At 48.3% G+C, this 22404-nt stretch carries 16 protein-coding genes; all 16 read right to left on the reverse strand.

Annotation, left to right across the window (positions count from 1 at the left end; translation table 11 throughout):
- Nucleotides 1-16: 16 nt before the first annotated feature.
- The 16 genes from HMPREF9370_RS01900 to tagF all read right to left on the reverse strand — a co-directional run bounded on the left by HMPREF9370_RS01900 (nt 17) and on the right by tagF (nt 22223).
- Nucleotides 17-1153 carry a DUF2169 family type VI secretion system accessory protein gene (locus HMPREF9370_RS01900; RefSeq protein ID WP_009115587.1) on the reverse strand — a complete coding sequence of 379 codons (1137 nt, stop codon included), beginning with the start codon at nt 1151-1153 and terminating at the stop codon, nt 17-19.
- A gap of 12 nt (nt 1154-1165) precedes the next feature.
- Nucleotides 1166-3463 (reverse strand): type VI secretion system Vgr family protein, encoded by a 2298-nt coding sequence (locus tag HMPREF9370_RS01905; RefSeq protein ID WP_040666782.1) that lies wholly within the window; start codon nt 3461-3463, stop codon nt 1166-1168.
- Nucleotides 3464-3613: 150 nt separating this feature from the next.
- Nucleotides 3614-7171: a type VI secretion system membrane subunit TssM gene (gene tssM, locus HMPREF9370_RS01910; RefSeq protein WP_009115589.1), complete on the reverse strand. Its 3558-nt coding sequence runs from the start codon at nt 7169-7171 to the stop codon at nt 3614-3616.
- 31 nt (nt 7172-7202) lie between these two features.
- Nucleotides 7203-8468 (reverse strand): type VI secretion system protein TssL, long form, encoded by a 1266-nt coding sequence (gene tssL / locus HMPREF9370_RS01915; protein WP_009115590.1) that lies wholly within the window; start codon nt 8466-8468, stop codon nt 7203-7205.
- A 22-nt stretch (nt 8469-8490) separates the two neighbouring features.
- Nucleotides 8491-9834: a type VI secretion system baseplate subunit TssK gene (tssK, locus tag HMPREF9370_RS01920; protein ID WP_009115591.1), complete on the reverse strand. Its 1344-nt coding sequence runs from the start codon at nt 9832-9834 to the stop codon at nt 8491-8493.
- A gap of 32 nt (nt 9835-9866) precedes the next feature.
- Nucleotides 9867-10493: a type VI secretion system lipoprotein TssJ gene (gene tssJ / locus HMPREF9370_RS01925; protein WP_009115592.1), complete on the reverse strand. Its 627-nt coding sequence runs from the start codon at nt 10491-10493 to the stop codon at nt 9867-9869.
- 155 nt (nt 10494-10648) lie between these two features.
- Nucleotides 10649-13297: a type VI secretion system ATPase TssH gene (gene tssH, locus HMPREF9370_RS01930; RefSeq protein WP_009115593.1), complete on the reverse strand. Its 2649-nt coding sequence runs from the start codon at nt 13295-13297 to the stop codon at nt 10649-10651.
- A gap of 81 nt (nt 13298-13378) precedes the next feature.
- The gene (tssG, locus tag HMPREF9370_RS01935) at nt 13379-14419 is read right to left on the reverse strand and encodes a type VI secretion system baseplate subunit TssG (protein ID WP_009115594.1); all 1041 of its coding nucleotides are present in this window, start codon (nt 14417-14419) and stop codon (nt 13379-13381) included.
- On the reverse strand, nt 14416-16392 hold the full coding sequence (locus HMPREF9370_RS01940) for a type VI secretion system baseplate subunit TssF (protein ID WP_009115595.1): 1977 nt from the start codon (nt 16390-16392) through the stop codon (nt 14416-14418). The genes tssG and HMPREF9370_RS01940 overlap by 4 nt, the downstream gene beginning before the upstream one ends.
- Nucleotides 16385-16900, reverse strand: coding sequence for a type VI secretion system baseplate subunit TssE (tssE, locus tag HMPREF9370_RS01945; protein ID WP_009115596.1), 516 nt, complete (start codon nt 16898-16900; stop codon nt 16385-16387). Before tssE ends, HMPREF9370_RS01940 begins: the two co-directional genes overlap by 8 nt.
- A gap of 32 nt (nt 16901-16932) precedes the next feature.
- Nucleotides 16933-17748, reverse strand: a complete 816-nt coding sequence (locus HMPREF9370_RS01950; protein WP_009115597.1) for a type VI secretion system accessory protein TagJ — start codon at nt 17746-17748, stop codon at nt 16933-16935.
- A 163-nt stretch (nt 17749-17911) separates the two neighbouring features.
- Nucleotides 17912-18394: an Hcp family type VI secretion system effector gene (locus HMPREF9370_RS01955; RefSeq protein ID WP_009115598.1), complete on the reverse strand. Its 483-nt coding sequence runs from the start codon at nt 18392-18394 to the stop codon at nt 17912-17914.
- 79 nt (nt 18395-18473) lie between these two features.
- Nucleotides 18474-19973, reverse strand: coding sequence for a type VI secretion system contractile sheath large subunit (tssC, locus tag HMPREF9370_RS01960; protein ID WP_009115599.1), 1500 nt, complete (start codon nt 19971-19973; stop codon nt 18474-18476).
- Nucleotides 19974-20007: 34 nt separating this feature from the next.
- Complete coding sequence (gene tssB, locus HMPREF9370_RS01965) at nt 20008-20526, reverse strand: type VI secretion system contractile sheath small subunit (protein WP_009115600.1); 519 nt, start codon at nt 20524-20526, stop codon at nt 20008-20010.
- Nucleotides 20527-20596: 70 nt separating this feature from the next.
- Nucleotides 20597-21664, reverse strand: coding sequence for a type VI secretion system protein TssA (gene tssA, locus HMPREF9370_RS01970; RefSeq protein WP_009115601.1), 1068 nt, complete (start codon nt 21662-21664; stop codon nt 20597-20599).
- 4 nt (nt 21665-21668) lie between these two features.
- Nucleotides 21669-22223 carry a type VI secretion system-associated protein TagF gene (gene tagF / locus HMPREF9370_RS01975; RefSeq protein WP_009115602.1) on the reverse strand — a complete coding sequence of 185 codons (555 nt, stop codon included), beginning with the start codon at nt 22221-22223 and terminating at the stop codon, nt 21669-21671.
- Nucleotides 22224-22404: the final 181 nt, after the last annotated feature.

The raw sequence follows: 22404 nt of genomic DNA on the forward strand, positions 1-22404 counted from the left end.
TTGGAAATCAATCGGTTTATGCGTGTGCCGTTAGTGATGGCGGTATGGGGATAAATTCGGTTTGCGAATCGCGGCAGGCTTGGGCGGCTGCGATTTGGTCTCCCCGTTCGTGCCGCGCGATAAACCTGAGTTGGCACGAAGCGATTTCCAGCTCTTCCGCAAAAGAGGTTCGGTAGTTGCAGTCGATGCGCCGTTTTTCCACATCTACAAACACGGTGTCCAGCACCATATCTTTACACAAAGACTGATTGGCCGCGGTATAGGCATGGACGAACACGGTTTCTACCGGCAGTTCGACGGTAAAGTGCTGGTTGGGCGCTTGGAAGGAATGTACCATGCCGGTGAAACCGAGTTCATAAATATGGTTGGGTTTCAGATGGGGAAGTTGCAGTGACGGATGCGCGCTGTTCCAATATGCCATAGAAAAATCTTCCGGCAGCAGCGGGGCGCGGTTTTCAATCCAATGGGTGTCGGCGGTGCCGGTATGTTTGGCGCGTTGGGCGAAGTAGCGCGGCATAAAGCCGAAGCCTTCGGGGGCGGCTTTTTCGGCAGGATCGCGCACGGGTTTGGCCGGATCGTAAATCTGATGGGCTCTCAGCATCCGCTTGAAGCTGTTTTTTTGTAGGAAAGATTTCGGGTAATAGCCGATGCCGATGGCGTTTTCCTGATAGCCCGTGTGGTCGTCTTCGACTTCGCTGCCGCCGAAAGCAAATTCATAGCGGATGGGCAGGGAAAGGATAGGGGAGGGTTCGCCGACAGACCAGCCCACGGCTTCGCGTACCCAATAGCGCTCCCCGGTAACGGCAAGGGTTTTGCGGTAATCGCCGATGCTGACCGAAGCGGCAAATTGCCGGGCGGGCAGATCGTCGGGTGCGTAGGCTACCGCATTGATCACAAAATCCGTTTTCGGTTTATAAAGGCAAAAATCGCTTTCAAACTCGGTGGCGGTTTGCGACGGCTCGCCGTAAAAAGTGTCGGCAAACGTGAGCGGCGTTTGCGTGCGGGCAAACTGCAACTCCGTCTTGCCGGTTGCCGGGTCTATTTCAAACTCATAGCTGACTTTGGCCACCACAACATCATACGTCCGATCCAACTGGTCGACATTTTTAAATTGCTGCGTGTGGAAACAGGTAAAGTTTTCCAGCTCAAACATGGCGGTTCTTCTCTAGTTGATGTCCACTTTTTTGCCGGCTATATCTATGTCTTTGGTACCGACGATTTTGATTTGTTTGCTGACAATCGCAATCTTGTTTTTATCCATCACAATCATGGAATTACCGACTTGCAGGGTAATTTTGGAATTGGCGGACAAAGTAATGTTGCGGCCGGCATTGAGGCCGATGTTCATGCCGGCATTGATGCCCATCACCAGGCCGACGCTGTGCATTTCCGCCGCGCCGACATTGGTCATCCAGCCGCCGCCGACGTTCAGCAAATAGCCGGCACCGATATTGGTCATCTGGCCGATGCCCACGTTGTTCATACCGTTTTGGCTTACCGTTTCCTGTTTGTTGCCGCCGATGCTGCTGACTTCGTTCGAAACCACGGTTTTATTGCGGTTGGCACCGACGGTAAACGCTTGGTTTTGGCCGACGGTAACGTTTTGATCCTGTCCCACCGTCAAAGCCTGGCTTTGGCCGACGGTTACATTCTCGTTTTGACCGACCGAACGGCTGCGGTTCATCGCCACGTCGACGCTTTGGTCTTTGCCCACACTGGTGCTTTGGTTTTGGCCTACGCTGGTGCTTTGGTTTTGGCCGACACTGATGCTTTGGTTTTGGGTAATGCTTGCCGTTTCGTCCTGACCGACCGATTTGGTACGGTTTTGGGTAATCGAAGCCGTTTCGTTTTTTTGGACGGTTTTAGTCCTGTCTCCCACCACCGTTACCGTTTCGTTATTGCCGATGGTGGTGGTGCGGTCGTTATTGACATTGCGGGTTTCGTTGTTTTTAACCAGCGATGTCAAATCTTTCTGTGCCTGAAAATTCACCATTTCAGAGCCGGCGGTATCGTTGAACATCAACTCGTTAAAGTTGGAAAGCGGCGAGTTGAAACTTTTACTCTTAATACCGGATTGCTTGGCGGCGGCAGGGAAACCCCACGGCGGCGACATTGCGCTGTTATACAGACGGCCCAATACGATCGGCCGGTCGGCATCACCGTTAATGAAGTCGACCAACACTTCTTCGCCGATGCGCGGCGTATTGATGGAACCGTATCCCGCACCGGCCGAGCCTTGTGTTACGCGCACCCAGTTGGAGCTGTTTTCATCCATTTTACCGTAGCGGTCCCAATGGAATTGGACTTTAATATCGCCGTATTCGTTGGTATGAACTTCCTCTCCGGCCGGGCCGGTTACCGTTGCGGCCTGCGTACCCAATACTTTCGGTTTGGGTGTTTTCAGCGGCGGGCGGTATTGGTACGACTTCGGCAATACGCGGAATGAGATTCTGAATTTGCCGATGCGGTCGCCGGTGGTATAGCCGGCTTCTTCAAAATCGTAGTTTGCCTTCAAAATCGTATATTCGGTATTGGATGACGAATGCGGGTGTCTGCTCAAGGTAAACGCATAGCCCGGAGCAATCGTCAACGCCGTGCCGGAGCCGGTAATGACTTTGGTTTGGCTCTTCAAATCTTCACTGCGCACTTGGCTGTAATTCTGCGCTTCGGAAACATCGCTGAAGCCGGTATAAAAATCATAATGTTCCATAGAAACCGAGCTGAAATCGTGGACGGAATCCGAAGACTTCATTGGCACTTTGGCGTTTTTATAATTGTATTCTTGTGTAACGAACTGGCTGGATTTCAGAGAGTCCCGCTCTTCCCAGATGTCGATATAAGCGGTGCTGGGCGCGCCCGGCGCAGTTTGGCGGGAGTGGTAAGGAATGTTGGAAGAAGGAATAGGCTCTAAGATGCCGACATCATCAGCGATAACCAGCTCGTGCGAGCCGTTGCTGTGGGTAAAGTAATAGTAAATACCCTCTTGTTCAAACAAGCGGTTTAGGAAATCGAAACTGGTTTCCTGATATTGAACGCAAAAGCCCCTTGTCCGATACCCTTTTTGGCATTTCACTTGATACGGGAATCCGAACGGCGATAAAACTTCATTGGCGATATCCAACACCGATTTATCAACAAACACCCTGCTGTCTACATTTTGAGTGAGATACCACATAAACGGACGGGCGGTACAAGCATAAGCATGGTAGCCCTCTTCGTCTTCATCTTCGCCGATGTAGCCGAAATCGGTAACCAAGCCGTTCAGGTAGCGCGGGCTGCCCGCTTCGGTATCAATTTCCAGCGTTACGGGCTGGCCGATGATATCTTTGCCTTGTAAATTGGAATCTTTAGAAACAAATGTGATATCGAATTCAAAAAGATTGGAAACGGATTCTGTGCCGAGCATCTTTTTGAATAACAGTTGTGGTCCCAAAGGTGTATGAGCAACGATTGTTCTATTCATTTCGGGAAATTCCTTATTCACATTAAAAACCGATATTCCGTTTGTTAAGCGTCTAAACCTTTATTTTTCATCATTTGCAGGATTAGGGCGGAAGCATTTCGGAATATATTATTTTCAGACGGCCTACTTGTATCTATCCTTGTTAGACGCTTAAACGCACTGAAAATTCCTTAATTTATTTAAATTAAAGGGGTTCGATGCGGTAGAGGTTGTAAATTCAACCACAACGTTTTTGCCTTGGATATTGTATTCAACTACGGTAGTGTTTCCTGTTTGGCGCACGATTTTGCCTTTTTCAATCAGGCGGAAGATTGACCACGGCCCGGTGGCGCTGATACCCGCGCTGTTGATTTGAGGGGAGGAAATGTCTATTTTTGCCAAAGCGTTTTCATTTTTAGAAGGCCAAGTAAAAGTTGCCGGATTTACAGGTCCGTGGCTGTATACATAGCTTTTTCCGTCATAAGAAATATTCACGCTCTCCAAGCTGGCATCAAGAATCAAAACCTTAACTGAAAAATCAAAGGTAGGTGTTTCGGAGCCTTTGTCGAAATAGCCTTGTCGGATGGCTGCTATGTCGTCCAATTTGGAAAAGCGGTCTTTAAATGCGCTGTTTTTAGCCGTTAATGTTTCCAGCTTTTCCGAACGGGCCAATACGGCGGCTTCGCCCGATAAGTTGGTAAATTTGTTGTAGATGCCGTTGGGGCCGAATATGCTGGAGAAGCTTTCCAAGGCAACATTGTTTTCAGACCCTCTCTCGAAAGGATAGCCCTGTTGGCGTGTTTCTTGGCAACTGTTGGTTAGGGTGGCCAATTGTTTTTCCAAAGTAGACATGAGTTTTTCATCGACAATCTTATCGGTGTTTTTCAAGATAATCTCAGAAAAATTGTCCAGCATTTGGCGGAAGGGAGAGGGCAATCGGTTTACTTCGGCCTTGTATTTCACAAAAGGATCGTCGGGAGGCAGATCCACCCCTTTTTCCACTGCAACGTTAACGGCAACCAAATAAACATACAAATCGTTGATGGCTTCGGTAATGCCGTTAATGGCGGGAGGCTGATCATTTGTGCTTTCGGTCAGTATATGGAAGTCTGCAAAAGCATCGTCAACAGGCGTTGCCTGTTTCAAAGCGGCCAATTCGTTTTTTACATTCGCTTCCCCTTCCGCGCCTAAAAGCTTGGAGAGGCCGGCTCTGTTTAACCAATCGGCAATTTTGCTGCCTGCTTTTTCAGCGACCCGATTATCAATGGTTAGCGTCGTGTTATCGCTAATTCCTTTGATGATATTAGCCAAAGGTGAATTTTTTTCAGACAGCAGTTTGGCAATCTGAATGCTCTCGCGCGATGATTTCGGCGTAACCAATGACAAGTCGGCTAAATAATTATTCCATACTCTGATGTAGTTGCTGAAATAGAGCCTTTGCGCATCGGAAAGAACGGAAGCCTTGCTTTGGCTTAAAGAGGCGTAATTACCCAGCACCCAGTTGTCTTCGTTAAAAAACTGTTCCGCCGATTTAACCATGGCAGGCAATACTTTGGTGATGTATGCCTCTTTGGTATAGATGAAGTTAATCGGTTCTTTTAAAGCCCCGCCTGTTTTCCGACGGAACAACAAGTGGCTTTGCACACCGCCCATGCTGGAAAAGGAAACAGGTGTAACCCCTTCTTTTCCTGAGCGGGCAACCGTATTCACGGTATCTTCCAATACCATGGTGGCAATATCTCTTTGTGCAATTTCCTGCCGGCGGCGTTCTACCAATGCTTCATCATAAGGCACGCTGGGTGTGATGCTTTGCTTGGAAAGGATTTGGTTTAAAGCTTTCTCGACAGATTTTTTCTGCTGCTCGCTCATGCCTGAAGATTCTGCTTTAGACAGATTGGACATCAGCCAGTTTTGCATAAAAGCTGCGTCGAAATGTTCTTTATTAAACATCATCAGATAGGCTTTTAAAGCATTGTAGCCATTGATGCCGTCTGAACCGCTGGTTGTACGCAGAAGCTCGTCTAGTTTATAGCTGATTAAAGGCATTACGTTGTCTTGCAGAATTCTGCGATAGGCAGACTCACCCACGTCCTCCATTTGAGCGCCTTGATACAGACCCATGCGGTAGCCGAGGGGAGGGGACGAGAGATCGGGAATCTCGCTGCTTCTGGTGGTGTCTCTAACGTGTTCTGCAAAGGTTACCGCTTTAAGCAAATCGGGCGCATCCGCATATTTTTTCGCATCCATGCCCAATTTGGTTGCTTTACTGCCGACTTGTTCCAAATAGGAACGGTTATTGGAGTAGCTGTTCAACATCAGGGTCAAGCAGGTAATCACGGTAGCAGCAATCGCGCCGACACCGAGCCAATACAGCATTTGATTTTTAACAAACCAAGATTTGTTTTCTCCGGCCAAATTTGCTCCGCTCAAAATGACATCGGAAAACAGCCTGTTCAGGAAAAAACTGTGGTCGGTATTTTGAGAAGCCGTACGTTCCGAATCCAAATATTTTCTGGATAATTGGAAATCGCTTTGCAAACCTTCAAGTACCGGATTGATGTGTTGTCCGGTTTGGGTACCGCTTGAAAAGTAAACACCTTTCCATGAAATAGGTTGTTCAAACTTGGAGGATTTGGACAATTCTTTAAATAGAGACAACACTGCCTGATTCAGGCGTTCGAATTCTTCAGGGAAGGCAAAAGCAGCCGCTTTATCTTCGGAAGATTCCAGTTGGTGAATGGTTCCCAACATAGACGAACGCAGTTTGTCTACAATTTCAGATAAGGCATTGGAAGCGGTAGCAATCGGCGTTTCCATTCCTTCTGTATCAGACAGGGAAATACCTAAGTATTGATTTCTTTGCTCTTCTGTTAAGTGAGAGAAAAACTTATCAAAACCATGCAGTAAATCCAGTTTGGTTATCATCAGATAGACAGGGAAATGAATGCCCAGCTTGGTGTGCATTTCGTGGATTCTCTTGCGCAGTTCCGCCGATATTTCCGTGATATTGGTTTTGCCACCTAATAAATCATCCACACCCACAGTAACCAATACACCGTTGATAGGTTGTTTGGGGCGGTAGCGCTTCAGCAACGATACAAATTCTTCCCAATCGCTGGAATCTTTATTGCTGTGGTTATCGTGCAGAGACAGTCTGCCGGCAGTATCCAGCAACACGATTTCATCGGATAAAAACCAATCGCAATCCCTTGTACCTGCCAAGCCGCTGACAGATGTTCCCAAAGTGCTTTCCAGCGGGAAATTAAGGCCGGAGCGTTTCAGGGCTGTGGTTTTACCGGAGCCTGCCGCACCCAAGACGACATACCACGGCATTTGATAGAGATATTGGCCTTCTTCCAATTTCGCTAATAAGCTGTTTTTGGATTTGGAAAACTTGGCGTTTTTCAGCACTTTGTCCATTTCGGCAAATTGGCGGCTCATAGAGCTGATATCACTTGCACTTTTCAAAATGGGTTCTTGTGCCGCTTTGATTTCTTTCAATAAAGCGGCATTACGGCGCGACTCGCGATATTGGCGGAATATGGCTTTCGCCAACCAAATACCGATAATGGCGGCACACACGGCAAAGCGCACGACTTTGCTCGCTAAAGGACGGATTTCTCCTATGGAAATCAGCGGGCCGATAAACCATACCAATATAATCAGACCGGCGATACCCAACATTACCCATAAAGAACGGGAACCTAGAAAATAAAGAATTTTTTTCATGTTTGTTTTTCCGTATCAATCCAATTTCAGATTATTGACCTGCACTGACATCGCTGCTTGGTTGAGCAGCCGGAGCGTCGGTTTGCACTTCTACTGCGCTGCCCAGTTTAGGGCCGCCGCCGGTTGTGAATAAGGTGATTTCAACCCGTCGGTTTTTGGCTCTGTTTTCCACAGTATCATTCGGTACAACAGGATTGGTTGAGCCTCGCCCTTCCGAACGAATGCGTGTTCCGCCGTTTTTAACGTAAGTCAACAAAATATCTTTTACTGCATCGGCACGACCTTGTGAGAGATGCCAGTTAGACGGGAAATTCAAGCTTTGAATGGGTTTGTCATCGGTATAGCCTGTTACGACAATTTGCCCGTCAACGCTATCCAAAGCCTGAGCGACCGTAGCCAAAACGGGGTAGTATTGGTCTTGAATCTGTGCGGAACCGGATTCAAACAAGCCATCGCCTAAAATAGTGACTGTACTTCTATCTTGGGCGTCGGCAACCGATACTAATTTTCTGGCAATTTCATTTTCCAATAAGGGGCGCAGACGGACTGTTGCTTTTGTTTCCTGCTGCTTGAGTGTGACGGCAGGTAGTTTGAGGCTGTTGACTTTGGTACTGGCGGTATCGAAATCGTCTCCTAACGACCATTGCATAGCAAAATAGCCGATGCCCAATACGACTGCACCCAATACGCCAACCACCCATAAAGGGATGGTAAGCCTCTGTTTTCTTTGGATAGTGTTGGTCACAACCGGATCATGCTTGAAAAGATTCACCGTTTGATCAGGTCGTTTGCTGTGGATCAGGGCGAGTAAATCTCTTTTGATTTTATCTACTTCAAGCTCGCCGCTGTTCAAAACCTGATATTTGCCTCTATAACCGAATTGCAAACATAAATACATAAACTCAAGCAAATCAATATTTTTATCAGGATCTTGCTTTAAGTTTTGAATAATTTCAAAAAAGCGTTCGCCGCCCCATGTCTCGTCGTAAAAAGACACCAGCAGGCTGTTTTTAGACCACGTTTCATCTGCCCAGCCTGCACGGACGGCCAACTCGTCTACAAAGGTACACAAGCAGTATTTTGCTGCTTGTATCGCATCATATTTGGCGCCGTTTTTTTCGGCATCTTCCTCAAAGCGGTTAATCAACAAAGAAAACTTATTGATCAGGCTGTCGGTAGACAACTGGCTGGTTGTTTGCCGCATTGCATTGACCAAAATGAAAACAGGCTTCGCCGCTTCAATTAAGGGGTTGTAAGTGTTTACACTTCCATAAGCAGCATGATTCTGGTTATTCATATACAGTTCCAAATCAAATTAATTAGCTCAAAGATTTAATTGCCCAAAATTCAACATCTAAGTTCGGGAAATTCCCTGCCAAATGGAATGCCATTCCTGAAGAGGTATCAAACATATCCCATAATTCGTTTTTCTTATCCAGCTCGAAATAAACGTAGCCACTATGATAGGGAAGCTCTCTCGGCGCAACGGATAAAGCATGCACTCTGATACCGGGCAGGTGGTAGGCCACCAATTCTTTTACTTTTTCCACAGTGCCTATCTTCACTACGCTGGGAATTTTTTGGCGCAATGCTTCGTTCGGCATATCGGCTTTGATAGCGAGAACGAATGAAGCTTTATCCAGCAGGCTTTGATCAGGTGTTTGGGCAACATGGGTTGCTTCGTCACGCATATCGAGAGGAATTCTGATCGCTCTTTGCTCAAGCACGATGGAGAGTGATTTACGCAGATTGAAAAATAATTTGCCGAAGCATGAGGCCAAGTCATTGTGCTGATAGACAGGAATTTCGCCCACTTTGCGGGCAGGCAAGAAAGTCATTAAATCAGCACAGAGTTTCGACAGATTAACGAATAACTGTTCTGGATGGGTTTGGCGGGCGCCTTCATTTTCATGATGTAGATAGGCCAGATATCTGTTGATGGTTTGGAGCATCATGAAATCCATCACTTCGACAGAGCCGCCGGTGTTGGGATCGTTTACGGCATTGGCCAAGCTATTGCTTTTTTGCATCAGCAGGCCGTATATCTCTGAAATATAAGCCTTTAAATGCTGTTGCTTTTGGCTGCCGAGGCAAGGTGGGATATAGGATTCGTCTAAAACCACCTCGAAATCCGCCGAGCTGGCGCGGATCAGGGCAATAGGTAAAGCCGTTTGTCCGCTGGTAACATCGCTTTCTAAAACCAGAATGGGATTAAGTTCTGCCAAGGTAATTTCGCGGCCGTCTAATTCGGTATTGGTGGTATCTGCAAGTGTTTTATCAAATGCTTGATAGCGGTGAGGGGCAGTTGAGTCTTGATCCGGAAAGCAAATCTCATTATTCACAGAAGAGGGTAAGTTAACGGCCAAGCAGATTTTGGTATCTTTAATATTGGCAGGAACGTTTAAGCTCAAATTTTCGAGTTGTTTCTGAGAAAGTAAAAAGACCGAGCCGTCGGGAAACACGCCTTCTGCTTCACGAATACCGATTACCCCTCGCTTGAGGCCGTCTGAATCCAAAACCAGTGAAGAAAACCCCCAAAAATAGCCTTCACGGGAAACGACTGATTGACGTAAACCGGATTCAATGTAACGTTCAAATTGCTGGAAATGCTGGGGAGTAATGAAGATTCCCTCAGACCAGACTACTTTTGCTTCTATCGCCATGTTTTCAACCTAAATCTTTTATACGGAAGTTGTTATTGTTCTTCACGGAAAACGCCTTTGCTAAGGTCGCTGTCGTGTTTGCGGACTTTGCCGTTTTCTTTGATGCGTTTGTTGTCGGGGTGGCGCTCTTTATATTCTTGCAGCATGTTGCGCATTTCTGTCTTTGATAACTGATTTAATTTGTTTCTGCCTAGATTTAAATAGAAATAATGTTTGCCAAATTGATACCAGCGTTTTTTCTGTTTCAATAAAATCAGTTGCCATCGGCTGTTATCTAAATCGCGATAACTTGCTACTACACCTAAATATTTTAGATGGGAATCTATTTTAATTGGCAATATCTTTACTGTGTTTGGATATAGCATGAATTGGCTTTGTTGGATTAATTTATCACCTAAAGTTTCTTTGGCGTTGTTGGTAAGCTCAAAATAATTTGCTTTTTTGAACTCGCCATCTGAGGTTAATTGATATAAATCCAAACGTATGGGAGAAGGCCGACCTGCCAAATCAGAATTTACATCAGGTGAAATAATGATTTGTAGGTCAATCATTTCACCGCTTTCATCAGATTCTTTTGGTGGTTTATGATTGGAAGCACATGCATTCAGCATTAAAGGTATTACCAAGAATAGTATGTATTTCATCAAATTTTTATGCATATTGATAGCCTAATCTTAATTCGCAACTTTACTTACAATAAATTTTGTAACAAATTTGTGGTGTTTTGTTAAGTGTTGGTGTTTACATAATGAAATTTGTAGACATTGCTTATTTAAGATGTTAGAAGGGTTAAACATATTTTAGTTTTTCCTTTTTACTTAACATTATCTTTTTTCTTGAATTTATATTTGTAGGTAAAGTCATGGTCTTTCACGCCGATGCTCACCGCCGAAACCTGTTTGCCTTGCGTTGCGCAGGTAAGCAGTTCGTGGCTGATTTGCGGCAGAACGGTATTGGTGAGAATCGCATCGATCATACGGCCGCCCGATTCGACTTCGGTGCAGCGAGAGGTAATCAGTTTCAGCACTTCGGGTGAATAGGTCAGGTCGATGTTGTGGTTGTCTTTGATCCGTTTCACGATACGGCCCAATTGCAATTCAACGATTTTCGCGAGCATATCGTCGGATAGCGGATAGTAGGGGACAACCTGCATGCGGCCCAATAAGGCAGCAGGGAACACTTTAAGCATGGGCGTACGCAAGGCTTTGGCCAAGCCTTCAGGAGTCGGCAGCATGTCGGGGTCGTCGCACATGTCCATAATCAAATCCGTACCGACGTTGGTGGTGAGGATGATGATGGTGTTTTTGAAGTCGATGTAGCGGCCTTCGCCGTCTTCCATCCAGCCTTTATCGAATACTTGGAAAAAGATTTCATGCACGTCGGGGTGCGCTTTTTCCACTTCGTCGAGCAGGATAACGCTATACGGTTTGCGGCGCACGGCTTCGGTCAGCACGCCGCCTTCGCCGTAACCGACATATCCCGGCGGTGCGCCTTTCAGGGTGGATACGGTGTGCGCTTCCTGATATTCGCTCATGTTGATGGTAATCATGTTTTGCTCGCCGCCGTACAAGGTGTCGGCCAGAGCCAGCGCGGTTTCGGTTTTACCCACACCGGAAGGGCCGGCCAGCATGAAAACGCCGATGGGTTTGTTGGGGTTGTCGAGATTGGCGCGCGACGTTTGAACTCGGCGGGCAATCGCATCCAGGCCGTGGCGTTGGCCGATGATGCGTTTGTTTAAAGTGTCGGCCAGTTGCAATACGGCCTCTACTTCGTCTTTCATCATTTTGCCGACGGGAATGCCCGTCCAGTCGGCCACCACGTCGGCAATCGTGCGGCTGTCGACCAACGGCATCACCAGCGGTTGGATACCTTGCAGTTCTTTCAGTTTGTCGACCAGTTCTTTTTGGCGTGCGTACAACTGCTTGCTTTCATCATCGGCGGTTTCTTGCCCTGCCTGCATGATTTGTTCGCGCACGGCCAACAGCTCGGCAACCAAGCCGGTTTCTGTTTGCCATCTTTCTTCCAATTCTTTCAGACGGCCTTCAACTTCGGCCAGTTCTTTGCCGATATTCGCCATCCGCTCTTCGGAATCGAAACTGAGCTTTTTCTCGCGTTCCAGATTGGCTTGTTCGAGTTTTAATGCTTCGGATTTTTTTTGCAGGTATTCGATGCTGCCGGGTACGGCGTGCTGGCTGACGGCAACGCGCGCGCAGGCGGTATCGATCAGGCCGACAGCTTTATCGGGCAGTTGGCGTGCGGGAATATAGCGGTGGGAGAGTTTCACGGCCGCCTGAATCGCTTCGTCGAGAATAATCACATTGTGGTGTTTTTCCAGCGACGGATTCAACGCTCTAAGCATGTTGACGGCTTTATCTTCGCTGGGTTCGTCTACCTGCACGACTTGGAAACGGCGGGTGAGGGCGGGGTCTTTTTCAAAGTATTTTTTGTATTCCGCCCATGTTGTTGCGCCGATGGTGCGCAGTTTGCCGCGGGCCAAAGCGGGTTTGAGCAGGTTGGCGGCATCGCCCGTGCCGGCTGCGCCGCCCGCGCCGATTAAGGTGTGGATTTCGTCAATAAACAGCACAATCGGCGTAGGGCTGGATTCGACTTCGTCCATCACCGCCCTGAGCCGCGATTCAAATTCGCCGCTGATGCTGGCACCGGCTTTGAGCAGGCCGATGTCCAGCAGGATTAACTGTACGTCTTGCAATCCGGGCGGCACGTCGCCTGCGGCCAAGCGCAAGGCCAACGCTTCGACCACGGCGGTTTTGCCGACACCGGCTTCGCCCGTGAGAATCGGGTTGTTTTGGCGGCGGCGCATCAGGATGTCGATGATTTGTCTGATTTCGGTATCACGGCCGGTAAGCGGGTCTATTTCGCCGTTTTTGGCTTTTTCGGTAAGGTTGCTGCCGTATTTGGCCAACGCGCTTTCTTTGTGGGTGGCGGTAGGCTCCGAAGATAAGGCGTTTTTAGCGGCATCGAGATTTTCTTCCGAACCGGCGGTAATGGCGATGATGTCGTCTGCCAGCGTTTCGGGTTTGATTTTAAGGAATTCCGATGAAATGTTGGCCAAGATACCCTGCAAAGTTTTATTTTGCAGCATGGTGTAGAAAATATGCGCCGTGCGGATTTTGTCGGTGCCGAATTTCAGCGAGCTGTATGTCCAAGTTTGTTCGACAAGGGTTTGGATATGCTCGGAAAAATCGATAACGGCAGTGGCGCCGGCGGGCAGTTTTTCCACGGCGGCCAATACGTCTTTGCGTACTTTCGCTTCGTCTAAATTGAAACGGTTTATCAGGCAGAAAATGTCGGTTTTTTCGGTTTGCAGCAGGGAATGGAGCCAGTGCACCAGCTCGACATAGCTGTTTTCCCGAAGGCGGCAGAATGTGTAGGCATTTTCCAGAGTTTTGTATAAGGTAGTATTCAACTTACCGAATAATACGCTGCGGCTGATGTCTGACATAAGATTTCCTTAAATAATCCAACATGTCCAAAACGGTTTGTAAGAGGCTTTTATCAGGATGAGGCCGTCTGAAAAAGCCGTTTAACGGTTGCTGACGATTAAGTCTTCAGCGTCGCGGGAAACATTGCCCAGCCAAGTCGACAAGCCGAGCTGGGTTTGCCCGCCCAAATCCATCGAGGGAACTTCTTTTTGCATCAAAACGGGCTGTATGTCCCATTCGTATTCGTCTGCGGCAAACAGGCGCACCCATTCCCGTAGGCGGGCGGTGTTGGTGCCGTCTTTGAAAAACGACCGGTAGGCCGGCAGAGTCAGCGGGCCGATGATTATGCGGAATTTGCTTTGAACATCGTAAAGTTTGTCGCCCAGCAGCAAACCTTCTCCCAGCGTATAGCCGCCTGTTGCGCCGATTTGCGTTTTTTCTTCGGCAACTTCAACCCAGTATCCGACATTGGTTTGAATGGTAACGGGCGCTTTGAAATAGCGGTTGAGCAACTGTTGCAGGTTGGCGGCGGAGCGGCTTTGCTTCATCAGCAAACCGGCAAAATAACGCTTGGCAAATTCGTGAATCCGGCCTTCGTTGTGTATGGGCGGGGTATTCAGGCCGTTGAAGCCGGCGATGTATCTGCCGAAGCGGTCGTCGGCGTTTTTGTCTAAAGAAGTAATGCTTTGCGCGTTGGCCCATGCCCGATAAAACAAGACCGCCAAACGGTGTTGCAGCATATTGGCAAAGCCCGTCCATGTACGGTCGCCGTGCTGGTGTTGGCGCTCGTAGGCATATTCGGTCAAATGCAGGGGCAGGGGGCCGGAAGGGCCGAACAAGCCGAAGCCGTTGATGGAAATTTCCGCATAATGGGGCGACAGCGTTACCGATTGGATGTTGCGCGGGGAAAAAATAAGCGAAGGCTCTTGGCGGATTCTGATTTTTTCCATTTTCGGGCTGACTGCCTTGCCCAACATCTTGCCGCCGGTAACAAACTTAACCGACTCAAGCTGGCGCAAGAGTGAAAAGTAGTCATATTTATACGGCTGGGAGGCGACTTTGTTTAAAAAGCCGGTGAGTTTTTCATCCCAAGCATCGTCCAGCGGGTCGCCGAAATCCGTTTGCACATTAACCAGACTCATATGATTACCCTTTCTCCAACCGCGGTCGGCCACGTGGCCACATGCCCTTGTTGGAGCGTGTCGATTTGCAGTTGTATAAATGAGTTGATCGACACCAAGTGCCGGAAGTAATGGTTTAAAACCGAGCCGAACAGGAAGGGATGGATGCCGCCCAATTGTGCGTCATCGAGCGTAACGGTGATTTTGATGCCGCGCACGGGAGCAGCGGTGCCGTGATGGCGAACCACTTTATTCACAATGGCGGTGTCCACCCGGGTAATCGACTCGATTTGTTTCTTCAGCAAATCGTTTTCGGAAGAAACAAACACCATCAATAATTCTTTCAAGGTAACGGGGGCATCTTCTTGATCGGTGTTCAGCAGCGACAGATAGTTCAGGCTCAATTGGTTTAAAAACGGCCAAAGCGTTCTGTCTTCACTCACCGCCGCTAGAGGCCGCGTCAGTTTGGAAATCAGTTTGATCGAGCTAACCGGCAAAAAACCTTCGATTAGGAAATCCGACTCACCGTCACGCGGCATCATCAGCGGCAAATCCCTGCTGGTACACCAAGCATCGACGGAAAGGTGCTGGATGCCTGAATTGAAGGCGTAGTCTTTATTGTCGGCCAGCGACAGAAACACTTCGCTGCCCAGATAGGAAGAGCGGAAGCCGTTTTTAACGGCATTTTCAGACGGCATCCTGTCTGCCCGCCGCGCCGAAAAATAAGCATGTTGGGTTTGTGCTTCTGGAAACAAACCCATATCCGGCGCTTTGTACATCGGCGAAAAAACCACGGTTTGGCGGTTGTTGGTGTCGAAACCTTTCACTTGTTCGATAGAGTGTACTTCGTAATTCAGCGGCTGAGTGCGGTCGATAACGACATGGTGTTCCCGATCTTGAATGTTCACGGGGAAGCGCGCGCTCTTTTTTCTGAATAAATTCACCACCGGCACGGCGTTTACGGAAAAATCTTCCACGCCGACCAGCTCCGTCAGCTCGGGTATTTTGTGGCTGAACAAAAATGACAGGCTGAAATAGCGTTTGCGGTAAGTGATGATTTTCTTATTGATGCCCTTGTCGCTCACGATTTCTTCCAACTGCTCGGGTACTTTAGGCAGATGGCCTTCTTTTTCGGCCTGCCGGACAGCTTGCTTGATATCTTTTTGGGCAATAAACAGGAATTTTTCCGGCAACCGCGCATATTCCTGAAGAATCCGGAACGCGCTGACTGATTTGTCCAGGTTGAAAGACAAGGCTTCGTCTTCGCTAAATCCGCTATGTTCCGGTTGAGACGGCAGCGGGTAGTGCCATTGTTTGGGGTTTTCATAACTGTGGCAGACTACGCCCACGCATTCGGAAGCCAGCAGGAACAGCAAAGAAGACGATTTGGAAAGCTCCGTGCCTAAAAACACAGGCAGTTTGTCCGGCAGCATTTCCGAACACGCTCCGGGCACGCTGAGCGAAAAATCCAAGCGTAGGGCGGATTGTACTTTTTTGCCGGAAGAGGGTTTGAGCATGGGAAGTGTACCCGGCAAATAGCCGAGCGAATCGGTATATTTGGCTTTTTCTATGCGTAGCGGCAGGATTTCGGTGGTTTTGGTTACCGAAAACGGGCAGCTTACCTTGAATTCGTCAATCGGCAGCGACCTCAATATTCTGCCGCGCTCCAGCAGATTGATAACATCGGCGTTGTATTGGCCTGCGGGTTCTAAATTGACAATGGCCGCCGCCGGTTTTTGGTTGATGAAGTCGGGGTAAACGACTTCTAAAATTCTTTGCACGAAACGGGGATATTCCGCATCCAGTTTAAGCTGGGTGCGGGCGGTGAGAAAGCTCACGCCTTCCAGCAGCCGTTCGACGTAAGGATCGGGAATGTCGGAAGTATCTAAGGCCAGTCGGGAAGCCACTTTGGGATATTTGAGCGCAAACTCCCTGCCCATTTCTTTCAGGAAGGCCAGCTCTTTATTGTAATAAGACAGTAATTTGTTATTCACGGCCCGTTCCCCCTTCTAATAAATTAAACAGCCCGGTTTCGATATCCATGCTGGTTCGCAGCAGGAATTCTTTTGGATAAGGGTTGAGTTTCAGATGGCCTTTGATTTCAATAATCAGTTTGTTGTGCAAGGCATCGTCGTCATCGTCTTCGGTGTTCACAATCACTTGCAGCGATTTGCTGTCGAGCCGTGGTTCGAAATCGAGAATGGCCTGCTTGATGTTTTGCTCCACGTCCTGCCATTCTATGTCGGAAAAATTAACGCCGGAAAGGGGCGGAATGCCGTAGTTGAGCGTGGAAGAACGCACGTTTTCGGGCAAGTGTTGCTCCATGGTTTCCGCTTGCAGGTTGCAGGTGTTCAGCAGGTAAAGAATATCGCGCAGCACGGCTTGCCGATATTGGTTAAGATTGATGGCCTGATCGGGTCGTGCTTCTTTTTTTTTGCGCGGATCTTCGTCGGTGAGTCTGTCGAACAAAGAAGGCAGCAGTTGATTTCTGAATTGCGACATGATTAATTGCCGTGGCTGACAGATGGGTGGGTTTAACGGTGTTGCTCGAATTTAATGCTGCGGATATCCAACAGGCCGAAATCGCGGTTGTCGGTGTACAGCATCTTCTGGCCGATGCCGGTGAAAAGTTGGTCTGCCACTTCAACCCAGTCGGTTTGTGCGCATTGCAGCAGCAGATCCGACCATTCCGATTCTGCATCCGGTAAAACGGCATAGCGGGCGGGGCTGGTGCATTGGATGCATTCGCCGTGGCTGAATGTGATTTCAGACGGCCTCCAAATCACGTCGAGCAAGGAAGCGGGTGCTTTGAAAGAAATGCTTTCGATAGAGCCCCAAGTTTGCCAGTAGTAGTGGCCGCGGTAGAAGTATTCGTAAACAAAAGCGGTACGTACGTCGCCGTCGATAATCCAGTTGCCGCCGGTGTCTGCAACCGATTTGTCTGCCAGAAGATAGGTAATGTTTACCGGTGTTTCGTCGATGTGGTCGGATAAAATGGCATAGTCGTCGGCAAGAGCCGTGCTTTTTTGTTCTGCCACATGAGCGACCAAAGAGAGTTGTTTTTGCAGAATATCGAGCTTGCCGGCTTGCTGTTCCAGCGTTTTCGGCTTTTGCTGTGCCGTTAAAACGGCTTGGCGGCGCATTTCTGCTTCGATGTTTTCAATGAGATAGAGCATCAGGGGCTTTTGGGTGTTGGGGAAGAGTTTTTGGTATTGCCCGATCTGTTTCAGCGCCTGATCCCATTTTGCGCACAGGCAAAGATATTGAATCAATGCCAAACGGTGTTCCTGATTGTCGGGATTTGAACGCACCAGCTCAATCATGTCCGATAATTTAGTTTTCAAATCCATCTCAGCAACTCCTTGTTTATTTTTGTAGAAAGTGTAGTAAGAGCGAAAGCCCGAATTGACTTTTCAAGAAGGGTAGAGGCCGTCTGAAAAGTATATAATATATGTAAAGCCTGACTTAAAACGCCTTTTAAGCCAGGCTTCTCCAACTAAACGTGCATAAGGATTATGCAGATTTGTTTTCTTTGATGTTGAAGGCCATCTGAACTTCGGCGCCTTTGGAACCTTTATCGGTTTGTTCCCAATATTGGTTTTTCACTTTGGCAGCTTGGAATGAGTAACGCATTTTCAGCGCGTCATTGCCTTGTACGCCGATGAATTTCACACCGGTTACCAAAACGTCTTCCAATGTGGTGCGCGAATATTCGATCTGTTCGCCGCCGGCTTTGCACACGGAGATTTCTACTTTGCTCAAGTGTTGGCCGGTAGCACAGTTTTTCAGAATGGTCGGAGCGGCTTTATCAATGGCGGCAACTACGGTCAAGTCGTTAAAATTCACTTTGCCGGCACCGCCGCCGCCACCACTGGTCATCGAACCGGGTTGCTCGGCACCCCAGTCGAAACTTTCGATATTGGTCCAGTCTTTGTGGTTGGCATCTTTTGATTCGCCGTTTACACCTTCAACTTTCATGAACATATCAATAGCCATGTTTTACTCTCCTTGTTAAGAAATTTAAGCGATCAGACAACAGGGCACGAGTATGCCCGACTAAATAAACCAAACCCGACTATTCCTGTTTAGCCGAAGGCAGTTTGGAAACTAAGCGCAATGAAACGGTAAGCCCCTCAAGTTGGTAGTGCGGGCGCAGGAAGAATTTGGAAGTGTAATATCCTGGGTTGTCTTCTACTTCTTCCACTACTACTTCCGCCGCCGCCAACGGTTTGCGGGCTTTTGTTTCTTGGGTAGAGTTAATTGGGTCGCCGTCTACGTAATTCATAATCCATTCGTTCAACCAGCGTTCCATATCTTCGCGTTCGCGGAACGAACCGACTTTGTCGCGCACGATACATTTCAGATAGTGGGCGAAGCGGCAGCATGCAAACAGATAAGGCAGGCGGGCAGACAAACGGGCATTGGCTGTAGCATCGGGATCATAATATTCGGCAGGCTTGTGCAGGGATTGCGCGCCGATAAACGCTGCCAAATCGGTATTTTTGCGGTGGATCAGCGGCATAAAGCCCAATGCTGCCAGCTCGGCTTCGCGGCGGTCGCTGATGGCGATTTCGGTCGGGCATTTCATGTCCACGCCGCCGTCGTCGGTCGGGAAGGTGTGGCAGGGCAGGTTTTCAACGATACCGCCGGATTCCACGCCGCGGATAGAAGTACACCAACCGTAGTATTTGAACGAGCGGTTGATGTTCACCGCCATCGCATAGGCTGCGTTGGCCCAAGTGTATTTGTTGTGATCCGCGCCTTCGGTTTCTTCCTCGAAATCGAATTCGTCCACAGGATTGGTGCTGGCACCATAAGGCAGGCGCGACAAGAAACGTGGTAAGGCCAAGCCGATATAGCGTGAATCTTCGGAATCACGCAGGCTGCGCCACGGTGCGTATTCGGCGTTTTGGAAGATTTTGCTTAAGTCGCGCGGATTGGCCAATTCCTGCCAAGATTCCATCTGCATCAGTTTGGGCGATGCGCCGGCAATAAACGGACAGTGTGCGGCCGCAGCAATTTTCTCGAGGCTGTTGAGCATTTCCACATCGGGTGCGGAATGGTCGAAATAATAGTCGCCAACCAAGCAGCCGAAAGGTTCGCCGCCGAACTGGCCGTATTCTTCTTCGTAAATGCGTTTGAACAGCGGGCTTTGATCCCAAGCCGTGCCTTTGAAGCGCTTCAGGTTGCGGGCCACTTCTTTTTTGGAAATCGGCAATACTTTGATTTTCAGCAGGGTGTCGGTTTCGGTGTTGTTAACCAAATGATGCAAACCACGCCATTCGCCTTCCAGTTTTTGGAAATCTTCGTGGTGCATGATCAGGTTGATTTGTTCGGAAAGTTTTCTGTCGAGTTCGGCAATGATTGCTTCGATGGTTTGATAAGTGTCGTCTGAAATCGTAACGACATTTTGCAAGGCTTGTTGGGCCAAAGTTGCCACGGCATTGGTTACGGCACTTTTGGCTTCTTCGGTTTTGGGTTTGAATTCTTTTTGCAGCAGTTGTTCGAATTCGCTCGCTGCAAACGCGGTTTGCGCGCCGCCGCCCCCTTGGATATCTAATTGCTTTTCAGCCATGATTCACTCTCGCTTTATTGGTTTTCATCCGAAATTACTGCTCGTCTTTGGGTGTTGCTTTCGGTGCGGCTGCAAGGCTTTTCAGCAGCTCGCTGTCACCCAAGACTTTTCCGATTAATTCCTCCGCACCGCTCTTGCCGTCCATGTATGAGAGCAGGTTGGAAAGCTCCGTGCGCGCTTGCAAAAGCTCGTTTAGAGGTTCTACTTTTTTGGCTACTGCGGCGGGTGAGAAATCGTCCATGCTTTCAAATTCGAGCTCTACGTTCAGATTGCCTTCGCCGGTGAGCGTGTTTTTCACGTTGAATGCCACGCGCGGTTTGAGGGCTTTCATACGCTCGTCGAAATTATCTACGTCAATTTCCAGAAACTTGCGTTCGGCCAATTCGGGTAGCGGTTCGACGGGCTTGCCGACCAGATCGGCCATGACACCCATCACAAACGGAAGTTCGATTTTTTTCTCGGAACCGTACAGTTCTACATCGTACTCAATCTGTACCCGTGGAGCCCGGTTGCGGGCAATAAACTTTTGACCAGATGATTTGTTTCGTGACATGTTCAGTAACCTTTAAATGATTAAAGCTGTTTTCTCTCAACAAACTTTAGCTTATTAAAAATAGACTATTTCACTCGCCGGAAGTTCCAGCTTCTTCTTCCGGTTTGCCGATTAAAACTTCCAAATTGGCAATGCTTTCTGGACTGATATCTTTCATGATGTCGTAGAAGTCCATATTCATGAGGCGCTGCACCCTGCGGATAAACAGCGGGGCAGGGTGGCTGGGTTCAAGGGTTTCAAAATAGACGCAGATTTTCTCCAAAGCCAAATCGACATCGGCGCGGTTTTTGATATTCAGACGGCGCCACGCATCGGCATCTTGGAAAGCCGTTTGCTCTTGCGTGCCGTTTGCGGCGGAGGTTTCGGCTGTGTGGTCTGTTTGTTCCGCCTGTTGCGGCTGCGGTGTGCTGCCGTCGTTGTAATTGACAGCTTTATGAATCAGGGTGAGCGGCTTTTGAATGACCTCGAAATTGAGGGAATGCTCGTCTTGCAGCTTGGTTGAGAAAGTATTTTGGATTTCTTTCAGATGGCCTAATGCTTGGATCAAAGCCACCAATTCCGGCTTGCCGGTGTCGGCACTTACTCTGATGTCGAGCATCAGCCGGTCTTTTCCGCCCGGATAGCTTTGCGGATCGTTGCCTTGTAACACGGAAACTGCTTCTTTTACGGTAACCGGTTGCTGGGTTAGCCCGTTTACCAACAGTTTGGCCGGAAAAATTTCTTTAACGATGCCGTCGAGCGTTGTGAAAGCGCTGAGTGCATTGATGCGGTAAAACGGATCGTACTCGCCGTCTTCATCTTCGAGTTTGGGGTAGATGGAATCCCAATACGAATCCACATTGGTTTTGATGGCTTCACAGCTGGCGCAGAATCCGACAAGCCCGTGTTTGGCGGTAAGGGCTTGCGTGTAATAAGCCAAGACGCGCAGGTCTTTCGATTCGGCCAGCAATTGGTTGCATAATTTCTCTACGGTTGCCCAATCCGGTTCTTCCGCCGGAATAATGGTGTCGCCGTATTGTTGCTCGGGCTTGCCTTCCGCCGCGCTTTGCAGTTCCAGAAAGCGGCTGTCGTATTCGATATTCACCCCTTCAGGAGCATCGGCGGAAATAGGTTCGTCCCATCGGGAAAATGTTTTCATCAGTTTACGATCCAAATAATTTATTAAACAGAGAGCACGAGGGCTGGCCTTCGTGTTCTATATGGCGGCCGCTTTCGCTTTCCTGCCAAAAACTGCCGGTATCGCCTGAATTAGATAAATAGTTTCGGAAAGGTTCGGATAAAAGAACGGAGCTATGGCTTGTGCCGGCGTTAAAGCAATTTTCGATAATGCACTTGCCGTTGTTTAAAGTGTTGCGGAAGAAATCTGTTTTTTCAGCAATAAAGCTGACGGAGTCTGATAAGTCGGAATGAGAGTCGGGTTTGCAGAATAATACGAAAGGATATTGCCTGCCGGTTTGGTCGGCGCTGAGGGCGGTTATGCCCGTATAAGCAATATCGTCGGGTAGTTTGATACAAAACAGCCAAGTTTTCGGTGTGGTGAATGTTTTTCGGGTAAACGGAATTAATTTGTCTTGGCTGGTGCAACGGCCAAACCAGCCGTCCCAAAAATGTTTATCGTCGGCTTGCAGATTATCGGAAACAATAAAATCGCGAGATTGGCTTAGTTTGCCAAAAAAATAGATTTCTCTTTGTAGCATTAATCGTAATCCCAACAATGGATGAAATGACGATTATTCCCCTACGGATATTTTTATTTTGGATTTTTCGGCTACTTTACCATAATTTTGATTGGTGCATTAACACTATTTATTTTCAGACGGCCTAACCATTTACCTAAGTTATTCTTCTTGAAAGGAACAAATATTAAGTTCTGATGTC

The organism is Neisseria wadsworthii 9715 (genome assembly GCF_000227765.1).
In the GTDB taxonomy this organism is placed as follows: domain Bacteria; phylum Pseudomonadota; class Gammaproteobacteria; order Burkholderiales; family Neisseriaceae; genus Neisseria; species Neisseria wadsworthii.